Consider the following 16,525-nt stretch of genomic DNA (forward strand, 5'->3'; position numbering starts at 1 on the left):
TGATGTGCGGGATGCCATCATCGATATGCTCAAGCCCTATGCAGCGTATGTGCACACGATTACGGCGGATAACGGGAGCGAATTCGTAGAGCACAAGGCTATAGCCAAAGCGCTGGGCGCGGAGTTCTATTTTGCCCACCCGTACTCGTCATGGGAGCGAGGGCTGAACGAGAACTTTAACGGCCTGCTACGCCAATACATCCCGAAAGGTACGGATCTGCGGATGATCACCGGCGAGGATGTCCGCAAGGCAGAAAAACAGTTAAACCTGAGGCCTCGCAAATGCCTCGGGTTCAGGCAGCCCGAAATTGTATTCCAGGAACGTGAATTCAACTCCGAAGTGCGACACCCTCCTATATTCCGCCAATGAGTGGTGGCCGGGGAAAGCACTGCATCACACATCCGCAAGCAAGCGATGATCTGCTGTGCGAGCAGATTATCGACCACTACCGTCGTGCTCTCGCTCATCATAAGCAGGCACGGCGGTTCTTACTGGCCTACGGCATCTTCGGGAACCGCCTCCTGTCCGACTTTCGACTGGGGTGCTGCGACCGTACCCTGGGGTTGCGATTACAGCGTTTGGAGCGCGAGCAGGAGGCCTATACCCGTGGGGCACTTCAACGCTTAGGATTGCTGAAGCTGTCCGGGCATGAGTTTCTTCCGGGGTTGTGTCGTGTTTCCCTTCCTCGATGCGGACGGGAGTATTACCGGAGCCTATGGCAAACGTATTACTCCGAAGTTGAAAGCAGGCTCGGTCTACCAGGTGTACTGGATCACTGAGCGTACCCGGTTGTTTAACGAACGGGTCTTGCTGGACGCCAAAGAGATAATCCTGTGCAAGAACCCGCTGGAGGCGCTGATCTGGTGGCAGCAAGGCTTTCAGCGGGTGATTGCGCTTATGAGCTGTCATGCCTTCAAGCAAATACATCTCGATCTACTGAGGGAGCACCGGATAGAGCGCGTCTACCTGGCATTGTGTGGCACAGCCGCCGAACTGGATGCCATGCGTACCATTGCCGTGATGATGGAGGCCGCCAATATGGTGCTGTTCCCGGACGGGCAGGATGACAGTCATTTCGTTAACCACCGAACGCCCTCAGGCCGACTTTGCCGAGTTGCTCGCACAGGAGATCAGGGTGTTACGACCATCACCAGTATCGATCTGGAGCTGCTGGAAGCCTATCGGCGTTACCTGTACCGCTATCGGAAACCGCGTGATCATACGCCACTCGATCTATCGACACAGCGTATGCGCCTGATGGAGGTGACTGGTTTCCTCAAATGCATGCGTTACTACGACATCATCCAGTCCAATTTTTTCAGCAAGTTTCCGCTACCCCGTGTGCCTCGAAAGCTGCCCCCGGTGATACCGGCGGAGCAGGTGATCACCATCCGAAAAGGCAAAGGCTCACTGGATCGCAAGGTACCGATCGCGCCAAGGGCCTTGGACTGGTTACAACGATACATCGAAGATCTTCGTCCTGAGCAGCTCACGCTGGAGAGTGGTATCGCCGTGTTCCTGGGGAGGGCGGGGCGACGTATCCAGCGTAGCGCCCTGACCGACCTGGTGGGTGAATATGTACGCCGGTCCGGCGTCGGAAAGGAGGGAGCCTGCTACCTCATGCGGCATGCCAGCGCAACCCACATGCTCAAGCACGGTGCCGACATCCGCTATGTCCAGGAGCTGTTGGGACACCAGGATATCAAGAGCACGCAGATCTATACCCATGTCACGATCAGCGATCTCAACGCTGTTTACAGGCGGACTCATCCGGCAGCGAAGAAATCAACGAAAAGTTGACGAGTAGTCAACATGAAACTATAGTTGACGTGTGGTCAACCAAGGGTAGCCGATGAATGTAATCTCGAAGAAGCCGTTCAACGACGCAGCCAAGAAATACCCGAACGATGAGGCTGCGCTGTTGGATATGTACAAGGTACTACACAAGACGGATTTCAGTACCCCGGATGAGTTAAGGGCGGTTTTTCCAACGCTGGATAACTTCAAGTACAAGGACAAGTGGTGGGTGCTGGATGTGGGTGGCAACAATCTTCGTGTGCTTGCATTCATTCAGTTTGTGAATAAGCGCATGTATATCAAACACATCGTTAATCATGCGGACTACGACAAGCTGACGAAGCGATACATGAAAGATCAAGATTAGAGGTGATAACATGGGACAGCTAGCAATTGTCGATGCATATCAGGCATTTATGGCGACTGCACAGCCGCTCATTAACATAGAGACCGACGAACAGTACGAAGCGACGCTGGAAACGCTGGAGCAGGTACTGGAATCGGCCAGCGATACCCTGGACGATCCGATGAACCCCCTCATCGACATGCTCAGCCATGCAATTGAGCGGTATGAGTCTCAGGATGAGGAACTGATGGCATTCATTGGAGAAGCTGAAACACTACCAGCCGATATCGCGCTGCTTCGTACCCTGATGAGCCAGCACCATCTGACCGGCAGCGATCTGCCGGAGATCGGCGATAAGACAATGGTCTCCAAAGTTCTGAACGGGAAACGCATTCTGAGCCGCCAGGCCATCGAGAAACTGTCAGAGCGCTTTGAACTGAAACCTGCTATGTTCTTTGGTGAATGACCGAAGAACATAGCTCCATATCATCTAATGCAGAAGGATCTGCTATCGCATAAATCTTTTCTTTAAAATCGCTGCCAAAGCTCAAGGCCCGGTACTGTCTGAGCGCGATTAGTTTACAACTACTTCAGGGACTATGACCCCAATACGGGGCGGTACATTCAGTCAGACCCGATTAGGCTTGAAGGTGGCATAAATACTTATTTTCACGCGAACGCTAATACGTTCAGTTTTGTCGATCCTTGGGGGCTCGCCTATAGTTTAACGGGAGAGCATGGCATTCCAAACGACTTGGGCGGTGGGCCCCAATTGTGGGTTGGGAACTGCTTGCAAAAGATTACATTTAATATGTAAGCTGTATAGATAAGTGTGAAGGCGATGAATGTAAGCAGCAATAAAGAAAGCATGGGAAAAAGAATAATTTTATTTTTGTCGAAGAGCCTAAGTGTAAAAGAGGAGGATATTAACTTGGGGTCACGGATCTTTCATGATCTAGGTGTGGATGGAGATGATGCAAAAGAGCTAATGGATAATTATGCTAACGAATTTAACGTATCATTAGATGGATTTAATTTTAATCAATGCTTTGGCCCGGAAAATTCCATATCAATGATTGAATTATTTTTATCGTTTTTTAAAAGAATTGATCAAGAAAATATTAAGGAGTTAAGGGTTGAAGATCTCATAGATGCTGCCGAATCAGGAAGTTTTTGTAAGTAAACATATAAATAATGTTACCCCTGATGGACAGCGCGGCGTTCACACCTTTCTGGTTTCGGGGTGCACACATGACTGTGGTAAGCCGGGCAGTTATGCGCCACCTCTAGCAAACCATCAGTATGCATGTGTTGGTGGATCAGGAAACCTGTAATTGCACAACAGCTAGTTCTGGCGGGACATTGGATAACACATGGCCATTCGGTGATGGAAGCCCCGAGATGCCAACCTCTCCTAATGACGATTATTATGAACCGAGTTCATGTGAAAAAGAGTTAGGAGATGATAGCTGTGTCGAGAGTTGTATTAAGACAGAGTGGTCGAGTCCAAGGCCGTGGTATGGTGTTGGTCCTAATGGAACAGATTGCCAAGAATACACGAGTAATGTGGTGAATAAGTGTATGAGGCTGTGTCAGAGAAAATAGCTATGAGGAAAAGCATGAGGCTTGGAGGGGTAGTTCTTTGGGTCATTGCCAACCTGATAATGACTCTTTATTTTATATCAAGGGTTGTGTCCCAGGATATAACGGACTCAATGCGATATGAAATAGAGTTTCTATCACTGATATGTTTTGGATTAATAAGTTTTCCTTCCGGGATTTTTATTTTAATCATCGCTAACTTTTTGGTCACATTCTTTGGAATGGGATTAATGGAGGTCTATGGTTCAGTGGCCACCATATCTCTTATAGCCTTTTCTTGCATGCTTGGCGGGTTGATACAGTGGTTTTATATTCTCCCGCGCGTAGCTGTATGGTTTAAAAAAAAAGAACGGCGTAAAAAAAAACGCCAAAATAATTACAGACTAATCGTGTCCTAAAGCATCCAAATAAATAGGATGTAGGCCATAGTTTTAACTTATAAGGCGGCTTATCCCCGCCTTTTTCTTTGCTAAAAATTGTCATCTTCACCAGCAGCGTTTGCACACTTTTCCGGTTTCAGTTGTCACGGTTGACCAGCGGGGTTTGCATTTTGGGCCAGCGCCTACAAGTGTGCGAGCCGGTGACAGTGACAGGCTCTCCAAACGGTGCGGCACTGGCTCCACGTATATCGGCGTTGAGAAGTATTACATCCATACGGATCACCTCAACACTCCACGACGCATTAGCCGAGCCAGCGACAACCAAATTTCTGGCGTTGGGATAACGACCCCTTTGGTCGCCACACAGCCAATGAAGACCCGGACGGTGACAGTCAGCTATTCACCTTCTCTCTGGGCTACCCAGGGCAGTACTACGGTGAGGAAACCGGGTTACACTACAACTACTTCCGGGATTATGATCCCAGTACGGGGCGGTACATTCAGAGTGATCCGATTGGGCTTGAAGGTGGGCTGAATACATATGCTTATGTTGGTGGGAATCCAACAGCTTATGTTGATCCATTAGGTCTTGAAACCAATGTCTTTATGCATGCTGGTGCTGGGTCGGGAGGGTCATCAATGGATCATGTCGCAACAGATATCAATGGTACGACCTATACCTATGTGTCGGATGATATGACTGTGCTCCCAACAGATCAATATTTGGAACGGAATGATTTCAGAGATACGAAAGCCTTGAAATTGAACCTAACGTTCGCTCAAGAAGAATAGCTAGAAAAGAGGCTGGCATGGCAACAGGGAAAAGGTAGCTATAGAGCGCTGGGACATAACTGCGGCGATCCGCTTGAAAGTGGTGTGGAACAGTTAGGTTTCGATATGGGGGTAAGTGTTACTCCTCAGGGACTATACGATGGTTTGAAAGAGGAAGGGCTTATAGGTGATGAATATGTCATTCCACGATCACCTCCCCACAAAAGTTTGAGAATCCTCCTTGGGCTAGGAAAATGGTTGAGTAAATATGAAAAAGATGGTTTTTTCTCTTTTTTTATTAACGGCTTTATATTTTATTATATTTATTGGATTAGGCCTTTCTAAAGATTATAAATGGTCTGATATGGACTGGGATAACAGTGGAATGGTCAGCGTTTTTGAGGTTATGGATGCAGTGGATATCGGTTTAAGAAAGAGTGCAAAAGGTTGTCGAGAATACTATTCATTGAAAGATGGTTTACCTGTAAAGGAAGTCTGTTCCGAGTGAGTTCGTGATCAGGTCTAAGAGGAGGAGTTAGCCCAGCACGACGCGCACACTTTTTTGGTTTAGGTGTGCATGACCTACTCCCCACTTTCGGGATTAGGGTTCTGGCCCGTTTCCCCGGAAAAGCTCAAGGTCAACACGCTATATGCGCGATAAGTTTACAGCTACTTCAGAGATTATGTCCCCAATACGGGGCTGAGATCCGGCCAATTGTGTGCCCGGTCTCAGCCCTGTCGGTGTTACAGGTGTTTGGCCAACAGGCGATAGCTATCCATGCGGTCATGATGGCTGTATGTCACGCACACGGTGGCGATTTCATCACAGCCGAACTGACTTGCAAGCTGTTCCATCTCCTGCCAGCACTGGTCAGGCGTACCGACGGTGTAGCCGTTCAGGATGTGGTCGTATTCGGCCTGATATGAAGCGGGCAGTTCGCGGTAGCGGTCCTGTACCTGTGACGGAGTCAGGAAGTCTTCGCGCTGGCCCATCTGTGCCGCCAGTTTGCGGTACACGGCGGTACCGGTGCGCAGCTTGGCTTCTTCTTCGGTGTCGGCGCAGATGCAGGCAATAGCGAGCATCTTGTTGGGTGTGCCTTCATGACCGGCCTGCTTCCACTCTTCGCTGTAGGTATCAAAAATGGAGGGGTGGCAGTTGTCCGGGTCGATGAAGCGGGCCAGGGCAATGTTGTAGCCCAGGTGGCCAGCCAGGCCTGCGCTGCCGCCGCTTGAGCCCAGCATCCAAAGCTCGGGCTTGATGCTGTCAGGCAGCACGTTGATACGGCTGTAGGGGTGTTCAGCTGGCAGGTTGGCGTTCACGAAGCCTGCTAGCATCTGGGCCTGCTGGGCATACAGGTCGCCGTGATGCGGCTGATGGGGGTAGGCCAACGCCTGCGAGGTGAGGCCGGTGCCGCCGGGAGCGCGGCCAATGCCCAGGTCGATGCGACCGTTGTTGAGGGTCGCCATCATGCCGAAGGTTTCAGCCACTTTCAGCGGACTGTAGTGCGACAGCATGACGCCACCGCTGCCCACACGGATGTTCTGGGTCAGGCTGGCGATGGTAGCCACCAGAATCTCGGGGCAGGGGTTGGCAAAGTGAATGCTGTCGTGGTGTTCAGCCACCCAGTAGCGGTGGTATCCCAGCGTGTCACACAGCTGGGCCAGCTCGATGGTGAGGCGCGGGGCGTCAATTTTCGGGTGTGAACCGTGTACCGGTGACTGGTCGACAACAGACAGTTTGATGCTCATCGGGATCTCCTTGATTAACTTAATATGTTAATTAATTTCGCCGAAGGATTCAATTCGTATCTAGGTATCAACGCAGAGCCACGCGGCAGTAGGCAGGCTGGAGGGTTAGGCGTAATATGCACTTTTCTGCATGGAGCCCCTGACATGTTCGGTATCACAGACCTTGCGACATTTATCATCGGCACAATCGTGATCGTGCTGCTGCCGGGGCCCAACTCCATGTATGTGATGACCACCGCTGCCCGCAACGGGGTAGGGGCCGGTTTCAAGGGTGCCGCAGGTGTGTTCTGCGGCGATCTGGTGCTGATGACGCTGTCGGTGGCCGGGGTGGCCTCGCTGGTGCAGACAACGCCCTGGCTGTTCAATCTGCTCAAGTATGCCGGTGCCCTGTATCTGGTCTGGCTGGGGCTGGGTTTGCTGCGCTCGGCGCTCAAGCGTGACCGTGATCAGCAGGTGCTGGCCGATATTCCGTCCGGCAGTGGCCGCAGCCCTTTTAAAGTGGCGTTGACCATCAGTCTACTGAACCCCAAGGCGATCCTGTTCTTTATGTCGTTTTTCATCCAGTTCGTTGACCCGAACTACCATACCCCCTTGCTGACCTTCACCCTGCTGGGTGTGATGGTGCAGATCATCAGCCAGACCTATCTGGCGAGCCTGATTCTGGGCATGGTGTTCCTGAAAGGGCGTTTTCAGGCGCGCCGGGGCATTGGCGCAATTGCCAAGACCGGTGTTGGGGCCGGATTCATCGGCTATGGCCTGAAGCTGGCACTCAGCAGTAACTAACGCACCTGCGCACCTATTAAATGCCTGCATCGTCTGTGGCTTTGTTATGCTTGCAGAACATTCCGCAAGGATTTTGATTACGTATGGATACAGTCTGGCTGTTTATCCTGCTGGCCAGCGCCATGGTGGTGCTGTTCGACTTCACCAACGGGTTTCATGACGCCTCCAACATGGTGGCGTCGGTCATCGCATCGCGTGCCATGTCGCCAGTGTAATCGGTGCTGATGGTGGGCACCTTTACCTTTCTTGGGCTGGTGCTGGGCGGTACGGCGGTGGCCAATACCATCGGCAATTTCGTGATGCTGGACGACCTGCCGACCATGCTGTCACTGACGGTAGTGCTGTGCGGTCTGTTTGCGGCCACGGCCTGGAACTTAATCACCTGGTGGCGCGGCCTCTGCTGTCTTCCTCATCCCATGCGCTGGTCGGTGGCCTCTGCGGAGTGGTGATGGTGTCGGCCGGGCCGGATCAGGTGGTCTGGGGTGTGCAGGAGCTGGCGCTGTCGCCCCTGATCGGGTTCTGGTTCGGCTTTGTGCTGCATCAATCGAGTGTCCGCCCGCGAACGGAATACCCGCCAGATCACAGACTGCGCGGGCGCCGCGTATCACATCACCCGCGATTTCGGCGGGTATCAGGTTGATCGGCCAGCCCAGAATCGCAATCGCCATCAGCGGTGATCCGCCCATGGCATAAGATATCGCTGATCGCGTTGGTGGCGGCGATGCGGCCAAAATCGAACGGGTCATCCACGATCGGCATGAAAAAATCGGTAGTGGAGACGATGCCGGTGTGATCATCAATGGCGTACACGGCAGCATCATCGCGCGATGCGTTGCCGACCCAAAGGTTGGGGTCCAGTGTCTGGCTGCCGCTGCCTGAGAGAATGGTGTCGAGCACGGCAGGGGAGATCTTGCAGCCACAACTGGCGCCGTGACTGTACTGGGTAAGACGAATGGGTGTGGACATGGGCAACCTGTATTAACAAGGGCCATGACAACGGGCCAGGACAGCTCCGTGGCACAGGCAGCAAACGTAGCTGCCACGGGCGCTGGAGTCAATCCGCTGGAGCTTGCGAAACGGGCGGGATAGAATGCGCCTTTTTGGTTTGAGGCAGATCATGCAGGGGCTGAAACGCAGGCTGACGTACGTTGTACTGTATGAAGGACTTGCGCTGGTATTGCTGAGTATTACCTTCAATGTGCTGTCGGATGAAGGGCTGGCGCACGCGGGTGTATTGGGTGCACTGACCGTGTTGATCGCGGTCAGCTGGAATTTCATCTATAACCTGCTGTTCGAATGCTGGGAAGCCCGTCAGACCACGCGGGGTCGCAGCCTCGCGCGCCGTGTCGGTCATGCGGCTGGTTTTGAGGTCAGTTTATTGCTGTTAACGCTGCCTCTGTTTGCCTGGTGGCTGCAGCTGAGTCTGTTTGACGCGTTCCTCCTTGATGCCGGCCTGACGCTGTTTTTCGTGTTTTTTACCTTTATCTACAACTGGGGGTTTGATCGCGTATTCGGTCTTCCTCTGGCAGCCCAGTAGCCGTTACTGGACTGCTGATGTCCTGCGCCATCGCATGGGTGATTGCCCGGTCCAACGCTTGAATGCGCGGCAAAAGGCGGCTGGCTCGGCGAAGCCGGTTTGCTCGGCCACTTCCTGAATACTCAAGTGCTCGTTGTTGAGCAGCTTCATGGCAAAGTCCTGTCGCAAGGATTCCTTGATCATCCTGATCGATGTACCTTCATCTTGAAGACGGCGACGCAAGGTTCGGGGGGTTATCAGCAGATGTCGGCTGATATCCTCAAGATCGGGCATGCTGTCCAGATCGTGCCGCTGCAGCAGGACCTTTACGCGGGTTTGCAAACTGCTGTCACGCACCGGTCGACGCAGTATCACCGCGGGGCAGTCCTGCAGGAAAGAGTCCAGCTCACTTGCATTTCGGACGATCGGCAGTTGTAGAAAACGCGGGTGCATGCTGAAGCCACAACGGTCCTGCTTATACAACAATTCGCCCAGAAACATGGCACGGTACGCTTTCGCATGGCCGGGTGTTGAATAGGCGAAACTGGTACTTGCCACGGGAATCTGCTGACCGACCAGCCAACTCGCGAAACGCTGCCACATCAACAGCATGAACTCCTGAAGCAGGTGGTCCGGATCTTCTCCGTCATGTTTCAGGTGCAAACTGTAGAACACCAGCGGGGTATCTCCCTCCGGATCAAGGCCAATATCGAGGTCGTCCGAAACCGCGCGGTAAAAGCGGGCACTCTGACGCAACATGCCGCCCAGTGTTTTGGCCCCGCAGGCCAATTCTGCCATCAGTGCAAATACACCTCTTCTGCAAATACTTGGCGATAGCCCCATGAACTCGCAATGGGTAAAGCGCCAAACGGCACGGATGAGATCACTCAATTGTTGCTCGGTGAGCAGCATCTCAGGGCGATTTACCCAGTCCACTGGAATACTGGCCTCGTGAAGCAAGGTATCACGACACGCGCCACGCCGCAGTGCACCGCTGAGGCAAGCATTGATGAAATGGTTGGCGATGTGCGCCTTGTGGGAAGGGCGTGGAAGCTCATGTGCTGACATCTCGCCATTGTGCAGAACGGTTCAGGTCATGCCAAGCATTCTGCAAAGCTGCGTCAGCACTTGGCCATTTCGATCAATTAAAACGACCGGTATTGTCATTCAAAGCGCCTTTTTAAAGGCATTAAATGGCCCTAATGGTCAACCGGCCGGTGGCCCCGGGTAAAAACAACAATAAAGGGCTTAGTATGAATACACAGATGCACAACCTGAATCATGAAGCGGCAGAGGACGAGGATCGCGCGCTGTTTCAGGAAATGGTCAGACGCATTCTGCAGCAGGAAGTGGCACCTGACTATGAAGAATGGGAAGCGGCACACCAGCTGCCGCGAGAAGTCTGGTGCAAGCTGGGTGAGGCCGGGTTGCTGGGTGTTGATCTGCCCGAGGCACTGGGCGGCTCGGGAGCCGGTGTTGAAATCTGCCTGATGATCTGTGAAGAGATCTCCCGTCAGGGGTTTGGTGGACTGGCCAGCGGCTACAACATCCATGCCAACATTGTGATCCCCTATCTGTTGCATCTTGGCTCTGACGCACAGCAACAGCATTGGCTGCCGCGCATGGCCAGTGGTGAGGTTCTGGGTGCCATTGCCATGACCGAGCCCGGTGCCGGCAGTGATCTGGCTGCGATGCGCACCACGGCTGAAAAGGTTGAGTCAGGCTGGAAGTTGAATGGCACCAAGGTGTTCATCACCAACGGTCAGCTGGCGGATATGGTGATTGTCTGTGCCAAGACTGACCCGACCGCCGGTGCCCGTGGTGTATCGCTGTTTCTGGTTGATACGCGCCTGCCGGGATTCTCACGCGGCAAGTCAATCCGCAAGATCGGTCAGCACGCCAGCGATACCGCGGAACTCTTCTTCGATGATCTGATCGTGCCGGATGAGGCCCTGCTGGGAGAGGCTGGGCAGGGGTTTGCCTACCTGATGCAGGAACTGCCGCGTGAGCGTTTGGGCGTTGCAGCCCAGGCGCTGGGTGCCATCGAAGGGGCCATGCAGCTGACGCTGGAATACGTGCAGGAACGTCATGCGTTTGGTCAGCGCATCGCTGATTTCCAGAACTCACGCTTCACGCTGGCACAGGTGCGTGCCGAGCTGGAAATGGGGCGTGCCTATTTCAATCAGTGCCTGCAGCGCTACAGAGCAGGGCAGATGAGTCCTGTCGATGCCGCAACGCTGAAACTGATGCTCAGCGAGATGCAGTGCAGCAGCATCGATCGTTGCCTGCAGCTGTTCGGCGGTTATGGCTACACACTGGAATACCCCATTTCCCGCTTCTATGTGGATGCGCGCATCCAGACTATTTATGCCGGTACTTCCGAAATCATGAAGGAAGTGATTGCCCGCGACATGCTTGGCCGTGTGGCCTGACAGAACAATAAGAGGATTTTACGATGAGCGAGACTCTCATGTTGCAGGATGTAGTGATCGTCGCCGGGGCCCGCACGGCAATTGGCGGCTTTGGTGGCAGCCTTGCCGCCTATACACCGGCCGAACTGGGTACTTTTGCAGGCCGCGCAGCCATTGAACGTGCCGGAGTTGACGCCGGCGAAATCGATCACGCCGTGTTTGGGCATATCATCACAACGAGCCCGCAGGATGCCTACCTGTCACGTCATATTGCGCGCAACTGTGGTTTGCCTGACAGCTCGACTGCATTGAACGTTAATCGCCTGTGTGGCTCGTCCGTTCAGTCCCTGATTTCGGCGGCGCAAATGATCCAGTCCGGTGCCAGCCGTATTGCCCTGGCCGGTGGGGCAGAGAGCATGAGCCAGGGTGCCTATCTGTTGCCGAAAATGCGCTTTGGGCAGCGTATGGGGGATGCTCCTGCGCTGGATATGACAGTCGGCATTCTGAGTGATCCCTTCGACAGTGGCCATATGGGGATCACGGCAGAAAATATCGCGCAGCAGTATGGGTTTACCCGAGAGCAGCTGGATCAATATGCCTGTGACAGCCACCACAAGGCTGCGGCGGCCATTGATGCCGGTTACCTCACTGATCAAATCGTCCCGGTACCCGTGCGAAAGGGCCGCGAAACCCTGCCGTTTTTCATTGATGAGCATGTACGCCCTGATGTGGACTTTGCTGGTCTGCAGCAGCTGCGTCCGGCCTTTAAAAAGGATGGTATTGTCACGGCGGGTAACGCATCGGGCATTAACGATGGCGCGGCTGCACTGGTTATGACATCAGCTCAGGCAGCGGAGCAGCGTGGGCTTAAGGCCAGGGCGCGTTTTGTCAGTTATGCCTTTGCTGGAGTGGAGCCTCACTTGATGGGACTGGGGCCGATTCCGGCAGTCAAGAAGGCCCTGCAACAGGCCGGGCTCTCCATGTCTGACATTGATCTGATCGAATCCAACGAGGCATTTGCAGCGCAGGCGATGGCGGTTGCGCAAAGTCTTGAGTTCGATCCGTCACGTGTGAACGTCAATGGTGGTGCGATTGCACATGGACACCCGGTGGGAGCCACCGGCTCCATCATTACGCTCAAGGCACTGTATGAACTGGAGCGTCAGGGTAAACGCCGAGCGCTGATTACCATGTGCATCGGCGGTGGTCAGGGTATTGCGTTGATTATCGAGCGACTGGAGGGGTGAAAATGGGTAACCAGCACACATCAAAACCTGTCCGCAGGGTTGCCGTGATCGGTGCCGGTGTTATGGGCGCTGGCATTGCCGCTCAGGCTGCCAATGCAGGTGCTGACGTACTGTTGCTTGATATTCCGCCAAGAGATGTCGCTCCAGACGCGCCTGCCGCCGAGCGCAATGCAATTGCGGCGGGTGCCGTTGAAAGAATGCTCAAGGCCGGTGCTGCAGGCGCTTTTATGGACACTACGGTCGCAGAGCGCGTGCAGGTCGGCAACACGGAGGATGATCTCTACAGGCTGAAAGAGGCTGACTGGATTGTTGAGGTGGTGGTTGAGCGCCTTGATGTCAAACAGGACCTGTATCGACGGATCGAAGCGGTGCGTGCACCCGATGCGATTGTTTCGTCCAACACATCCACGATCCCCTTGGCAACCCTGATGGAGGGGATGCCTCAGAGCCTGCGTGAGCACTTTGTGGTAACCCATTTTTTCAACCCGCCACGCTACATGCGTCTGCTGGAGCTTGTCAGCTCTGAGGATGCGCGCCCGGAGGTGGCGGAACGGGTGCGATCATTCATCGATCATGGTATGGGTAAAACGGTGATTCACTGCAATGACCGTCCGGGATTTATCGCCAACCGATTGGGTGTCTACTGGATGCAGGTTGCGTTGCAGGAAGCCATCGCGATGGGGTTGAGTGTTGAGGACGCCGATGCAGTGATGCAGGTGTGCGGATTCCCGAAAACCGGCATTTTCGGGCTTTGGGACCTGGTCGGAATCGATCTCATGCCTGAAGTGACAGCGAGTCTGGCACGCCTGCTGGAAGAGGATGATCCGTTCCAGGCATACGTCGGTGCTGTGCCTGTGATTGAACATATGCTGGCCAGGGGGTGGTACGGTCGCAAGGGCAGGGTTCTGCAGGGGTTCTATCGGCAGTTCACGGATTCTGATGGCCGCAAACAGCGTGAAGTGCTTGATCTGGTCGCACTGGAACACCGGGCACCGGGACCTGTAACGCTTCAATCCGCTGGGTTGAAGTCTGGGCAAATCAGCGAATTACTGGCCAGCGATGATCAGGGGGGCCTTTATGCCTGGCGAGTGCTGTCACGGGTGCTGGACTACGCCACGCGGCTGATGCCGGACGTGGCCGATGCAATTGATGCGATCGACGCCGCCATGCGGCTGGGCTACAACTGGCGATTCGGCCCGTTTGAGTTGTTGGATCGAATCGGGGTCAGTGCGTTTGCTGCACGTGTGCAGGATGAAGGTCGCTCCCTTTCGACGTTTGTCCGTAATGCGTCTGGACAACCTTGCTACAAAAATGCCGAACAGCTGGACTGGCAGGGTCAATACCGTCCGATCTCCCGAGATGCAGGGATCATTGACTGGCAGAGCATTGTGGCCCGCCCAGCCATTCATGCGTTCGAACGCAGTGTGTTGCGGGAGTTGGACCAGGATATCTGGTGTCTTGAGTTCAGCCATAAGGTGAATGCTCTCAGCAGCGTGCTGCTGGATGAGATCGAAACAGCTCTGGCCGAGGCCATCGCCGCTGATAAAGGGCTGGTGCTGTACAGTGCCAGTGGCATTTTTGCTGCGGGTGCTGACCTGAAGGAATTTGTCGCCATGACAACTCAGGACGGTGCCATTGATCGCTATATTCGGCGTGGGCAGCAGCTGTTCATGGCCATTCGCCAGGCGCCTGTCCCGGTTGTTGCCGCCGTGGCGGGCAAAGCGCTCGGCGGGGGACTTGAATTGATGTTTCACTGTCACGCCCTTCAGGTGCATGCCGAGTCACAGCTGGGATTGGTGGAAAACAGCGTCGGCATTGTTCCGGGGTGGGGCGGATGTCGTGAATTGTTGGCCCGCAGTGCAGAGCGGTTCGGTGGTTCAGAGGCAATCCAGCATACATTTACATTGATCAGTGAGGCATCTGTCACCGCTTCGGCGCTGCAGGCTCGTCAACGGGGCCTTCTGCGCGACAGTGATGGCATCAGCATGAATCGGGATCGCCTGTTGTCGGATGCGCTGGCGCTGTGCAGGCAGCTGCGTGATGCGCCCGAATACAGGCAGCCAACGCTGTCGGCGCTGCAGCACTACGTACCAGCCAAACCACTTGCTGTTGAGGGCTATCAAGCGGTACTTGAACAGCGCCTGCTTGACCTGTTGAACCTGGCAAGCGAGCCCGGCTGGTTTGATCGCTTTGCTGACCATGAGCGGCGCTGCAATCTGGCGTTGCTGCAGTACCCCGAGTCCGTTCAGCGTATGCAGGCCTTGCTGGAAACAGGTCGCCCGTTGCGTAACTGAGCGGGTTTAAATGCCTGGGTAAAAAAATAATAACGAGAGGTGAATATGAATTCGGAAGCTCAAACCCAAAAGCAGATTGATCGAGCCAATCGCAATACCATCGGGGATGCTCTGCACAGGGCTGCCGTGCAGCATCCTCAGCAGATAGCCCTGGAGTATGCCGACCGTTGCTGGTCCTATCGTGAGCTGAACGCGGCCGTCAATAAAGTCGCAAACCACATGCTGGCGCAGGGGCTTAACAAGGGGGACCGTGTTGCGGCGTATGGCAAAAACTCTGATGCCTACCTGATTCTCTGGCTTGCTTGCACCCGTGCGGGTCTGATCCATGTGCCCGTGAATTTTTCACTGACCGAACGTGAGCTGGTGTATGTCCTGACGCAATCGGGTGCACGTGCCCTGTTTGCAGATGACAGCCTTAAGGGGCACATCGATGCTGTATGCGATCAGCTGAACCTGAGCATGCAAGGCAGTTTGCACAGTAACGCCAGGGTGGAAGGTAAAACCGATGTGCTGATGGTTGCACAGGGTGCCGGAAGTGAGCATTCGCCGAAGCTTGCACTGGATGAGAATGACGTGGTCCAGATTTTGTACACCTCCGGTACAACGTCAGATCCCAAGGGCGCGATGCACACGCACCGCTCCCTGATGGCTGAATATGTAAGCTGCCTGTTGCATCTGGATATCAAGCAGACCGACCGCTGTCTGGCGGCACTGCCGCTGTATCATTCCGCGCAGATGCATGTGTTTACCATGCCGGCCCTGTTATCGGGTGCCTACACGTGCCTGCAGGATACACCGACCCCCGAGCTGATACTGCAGCAGCTGAAACAGAAGCGGTTGAACAGCTTCTTTGCACCGCCCACCGTTTGGATCGCGTTGCTGCGTCATCCGCAGTTTGTCGAATCAGAGCTGCAGCATTTGCAGAAGCTGTATTACGGCGCATCCATCATGCCGGAGCCCATCGTGAAAGAGTTGGGTGAGCGTCTGCCCGACTCCGGGCTTTATAACTGCTATGGGCAAAGTGAAATAGCCCCCCTGGCCACGGTACTGGCGCCGGAAGAGCATGCTGAGCGGCCCGCATCCTGCGGTCGTCCCATTTTCAATGTTGAAACACGGATTGTTGACCCTGCGACCGGCGAAGAGTGTGCGCCAGGGCAGCAGGGTGAGCTGGTGCATCGGTCGCCACAGTTGATGGTGGGCTATTGGGACAAGCCCGAGCAAACCGAAGAGGCCTTTGCCGGTGGCTGGTTTCACTCGGGTGATCTCGGTTATCGCGATGAAGAGGGCTACATCTGGATTGTGGATCGCATCAAGGACATCGTGAATACCGGTGGGGTGCTGGTTGCCAGTCGAGACGTCGAGGAGGCGCTGTACACGCACCCTGATGTCGATGAAGTGGCGGTGATTGGCGTGCCGGATGAAAAATGGATTGAAGCCATTGCAGCGGTTGTCGTACTGCGCCCCGAGGCCGATCAGAATGCGGAAAGCTTGATCCGTCATGCCAGAGAAAATCTGGCGCCCTTCAAGGTACCCAAGCACGTGCATTTCGTGCAGCAGTTGCCCAAAAACACGTCCGGAAAGCTTCTGAAACGAGCACTGCGCAAACAGTTCTCGGACTTCTAGCCTGA

17 protein-coding genes and 3 pseudogenes are annotated in these 16,525 nt (G+C 54.4%); 16 read left to right on the forward strand and 4 right to left on the reverse strand.

The window, feature by feature from the left end; translation table 11 throughout:
* The 6 genes and pseudogenes from BLV48_RS17520 to BLV48_RS17545 all read left to right on the forward strand — a co-directional run.
* Nucleotides 1-370 (forward strand): IS30 family transposase (locus tag BLV48_RS17520; protein WP_139253967.1); only part of this gene is annotated, 370 nt, incomplete at its 5' end.
* Nucleotides 371-649: 279 nt separating this feature from the next.
* The gene (locus BLV48_RS19510) at nucleotides 650-1,801 is read left to right on the forward strand and encodes a tyrosine-type recombinase/integrase (RefSeq protein WP_091828087.1); all 1,152 of its coding nucleotides are present in this window, start codon (nucleotides 650-652) and stop codon (nucleotides 1,799-1,801) included.
* Nucleotides 1,802-1,853: 52 nt separating this feature from the next.
* Nucleotides 1,854-2,165, forward strand: a complete 312-nt coding sequence (locus BLV48_RS17530) for a type II toxin-antitoxin system HigB family toxin (RefSeq protein WP_091828088.1) — start codon at nucleotides 1,854-1,856, stop codon at nucleotides 2,163-2,165.
* A gap of 10 nt (nucleotides 2,166-2,175) precedes the next feature.
* Nucleotides 2,176-2,610 (forward strand): helix-turn-helix domain-containing protein, encoded by a 435-nt coding sequence (locus BLV48_RS17535; protein WP_091828089.1) that lies wholly within the window; start codon nucleotides 2,176-2,178, stop codon nucleotides 2,608-2,610.
* Between the two features lie 120 nt (nucleotides 2,611-2,730).
* Nucleotides 2,731-2,961 (forward strand): annotated as a pseudogene (locus BLV48_RS17540) (RHS repeat-associated core domain-containing protein); the annotation flags it as partial.
* Between the two features lie 24 nt (nucleotides 2,962-2,985).
* A complete protein-coding gene (locus BLV48_RS17545) occupies nucleotides 2,986-3,327 on the forward strand; it encodes a DUF1493 family protein (protein ID WP_139253968.1) in 342 nt (113 codons plus the stop codon).
* Nucleotides 3,328-4,262: 935 nt separating this feature from the next.
* Here the strand turns inward: BLV48_RS17545 and BLV48_RS19060 are convergent.
* Nucleotides 4,263-4,400: a hypothetical protein gene (locus BLV48_RS19060; RefSeq protein WP_175527724.1), complete on the reverse strand. Its 138-nt coding sequence runs from the start codon at nucleotides 4,398-4,400 to the stop codon at nucleotides 4,263-4,265.
* An 83-nt stretch (nucleotides 4,401-4,483) separates the two neighbouring features.
* Here BLV48_RS19060 and BLV48_RS19635 point away from each other — a divergent pair.
* Together BLV48_RS19635 and BLV48_RS17560 are read left to right on the forward strand one after the other, a co-directional pair.
* A pseudogene (locus BLV48_RS19635) lies at nucleotides 4,484-4,918 on the forward strand (RHS repeat-associated core domain-containing protein); the annotation flags it as partial.
* A gap of 247 nt (nucleotides 4,919-5,165) precedes the next feature.
* Entirely contained in the window at nucleotides 5,166-5,405 is a 240-nt protein-coding gene (locus tag BLV48_RS17560) for a hypothetical protein (protein WP_091828092.1), read from the forward strand.
* A gap of 236 nt (nucleotides 5,406-5,641) precedes the next feature.
* Here BLV48_RS17560 and BLV48_RS17565 read toward each other — a convergent pair whose 3' ends face one another.
* Nucleotides 5,642-6,646: an MsnO8 family LLM class oxidoreductase gene (locus BLV48_RS17565; RefSeq protein WP_091828093.1), complete on the reverse strand. Its 1,005-nt coding sequence runs from the start codon at nucleotides 6,644-6,646 to the stop codon at nucleotides 5,642-5,644.
* Nucleotides 6,647-6,790: 144 nt separating this feature from the next.
* Between BLV48_RS17565 and leuE the strand changes: the two genes are divergently transcribed.
* From leuE to BLV48_RS19255, 3 genes are all read left to right on the forward strand, one after another.
* Nucleotides 6,791-7,429, forward strand: coding sequence for a leucine efflux protein LeuE (gene leuE / locus BLV48_RS17570; RefSeq protein WP_091828094.1), 639 nt, complete (start codon nucleotides 6,791-6,793; stop codon nucleotides 7,427-7,429).
* A gap of 83 nt (nucleotides 7,430-7,512) precedes the next feature.
* The gene (locus tag BLV48_RS19515) at nucleotides 7,513-7,644 is read left to right on the forward strand and encodes a hypothetical protein (protein ID WP_302847921.1); all 132 of its coding nucleotides are present in this window, start codon (nucleotides 7,513-7,515) and stop codon (nucleotides 7,642-7,644) included.
* A 9-nt stretch (nucleotides 7,645-7,653) separates the two neighbouring features.
* Complete coding sequence (locus tag BLV48_RS19255; RefSeq protein WP_254775086.1) at nucleotides 7,654-7,878, forward strand: inorganic phosphate transporter; 225 nt, start codon at nucleotides 7,654-7,656, stop codon at nucleotides 7,876-7,878.
* 81 nt (nucleotides 7,879-7,959) lie between these two features.
* Here BLV48_RS19255 and selD read toward each other — a convergent pair.
* Nucleotides 7,960-8,395, reverse strand: a pseudogene (selD, locus tag BLV48_RS17580) (selenide, water dikinase SelD); the annotation flags it as partial.
* Between the two features lie 124 nt (nucleotides 8,396-8,519).
* On the opposite strand from selD, the gene BLV48_RS17585 reads away from it, so the two are divergent.
* Nucleotides 8,520-8,966: a PACE efflux transporter gene (locus tag BLV48_RS17585; protein ID WP_254775082.1), complete on the forward strand. Its 447-nt coding sequence runs from the start codon at nucleotides 8,520-8,522 to the stop codon at nucleotides 8,964-8,966.
* A 3-nt stretch (nucleotides 8,967-8,969) separates the two neighbouring features.
* Here BLV48_RS17585 and BLV48_RS17590 read toward each other — a convergent pair whose 3' ends face one another.
* Nucleotides 8,970-10,013, reverse strand: coding sequence for an AraC family transcriptional regulator (locus tag BLV48_RS17590; RefSeq protein WP_091828095.1), 1,044 nt, complete (start codon nucleotides 10,011-10,013; stop codon nucleotides 8,970-8,972).
* A gap of 185 nt (nucleotides 10,014-10,198) precedes the next feature.
* Here BLV48_RS17590 and BLV48_RS17595 point away from each other — a divergent pair, with 185 nt between their 5' ends.
* Genes BLV48_RS17595 through BLV48_RS17610 form a run of 4 tightly spaced genes read left to right on the forward strand, consistent with a single transcriptional unit; the run spans nucleotide 10,199 to nucleotide 16,520 of the window.
* Nucleotides 10,199-11,377 (forward strand): acyl-CoA dehydrogenase family protein, encoded by a 1,179-nt coding sequence (locus tag BLV48_RS17595; RefSeq protein ID WP_091828096.1) that lies wholly within the window; start codon nucleotides 10,199-10,201, stop codon nucleotides 11,375-11,377.
* A gap of 23 nt (nucleotides 11,378-11,400) precedes the next feature.
* The gene (bktB, locus tag BLV48_RS17600) at nucleotides 11,401-12,603 is read left to right on the forward strand and encodes a beta-ketothiolase BktB (protein ID WP_091828097.1); all 1,203 of its coding nucleotides are present in this window, start codon (nucleotides 11,401-11,403) and stop codon (nucleotides 12,601-12,603) included.
* 2 nt (nucleotides 12,604-12,605) lie between these two features.
* On the forward strand, nucleotides 12,606-14,897 hold the full coding sequence (locus BLV48_RS17605) for a 3-hydroxyacyl-CoA dehydrogenase/enoyl-CoA hydratase family protein (protein ID WP_091828098.1): 2,292 nt from the start codon (nucleotides 12,606-12,608) through the stop codon (nucleotides 14,895-14,897).
* Nucleotides 14,898-14,942: 45 nt separating this feature from the next.
* Nucleotides 14,943-16,520 carry a fatty acyl-CoA synthetase gene (locus BLV48_RS17610; protein WP_091828099.1) on the forward strand — a complete coding sequence of 526 codons (1,578 nt, stop codon included), beginning with the start codon at nucleotides 14,943-14,945 and terminating at the stop codon, nucleotides 16,518-16,520.
* Nucleotides 16,521-16,525 lie beyond the last annotated feature (5 nt).

Source organism: Marinobacterium iners DSM 11526, assembly GCF_900107855.1.
Lineage (GTDB): Bacteria > Pseudomonadota > Gammaproteobacteria > Pseudomonadales > Balneatricaceae > Marinobacterium > Marinobacterium iners.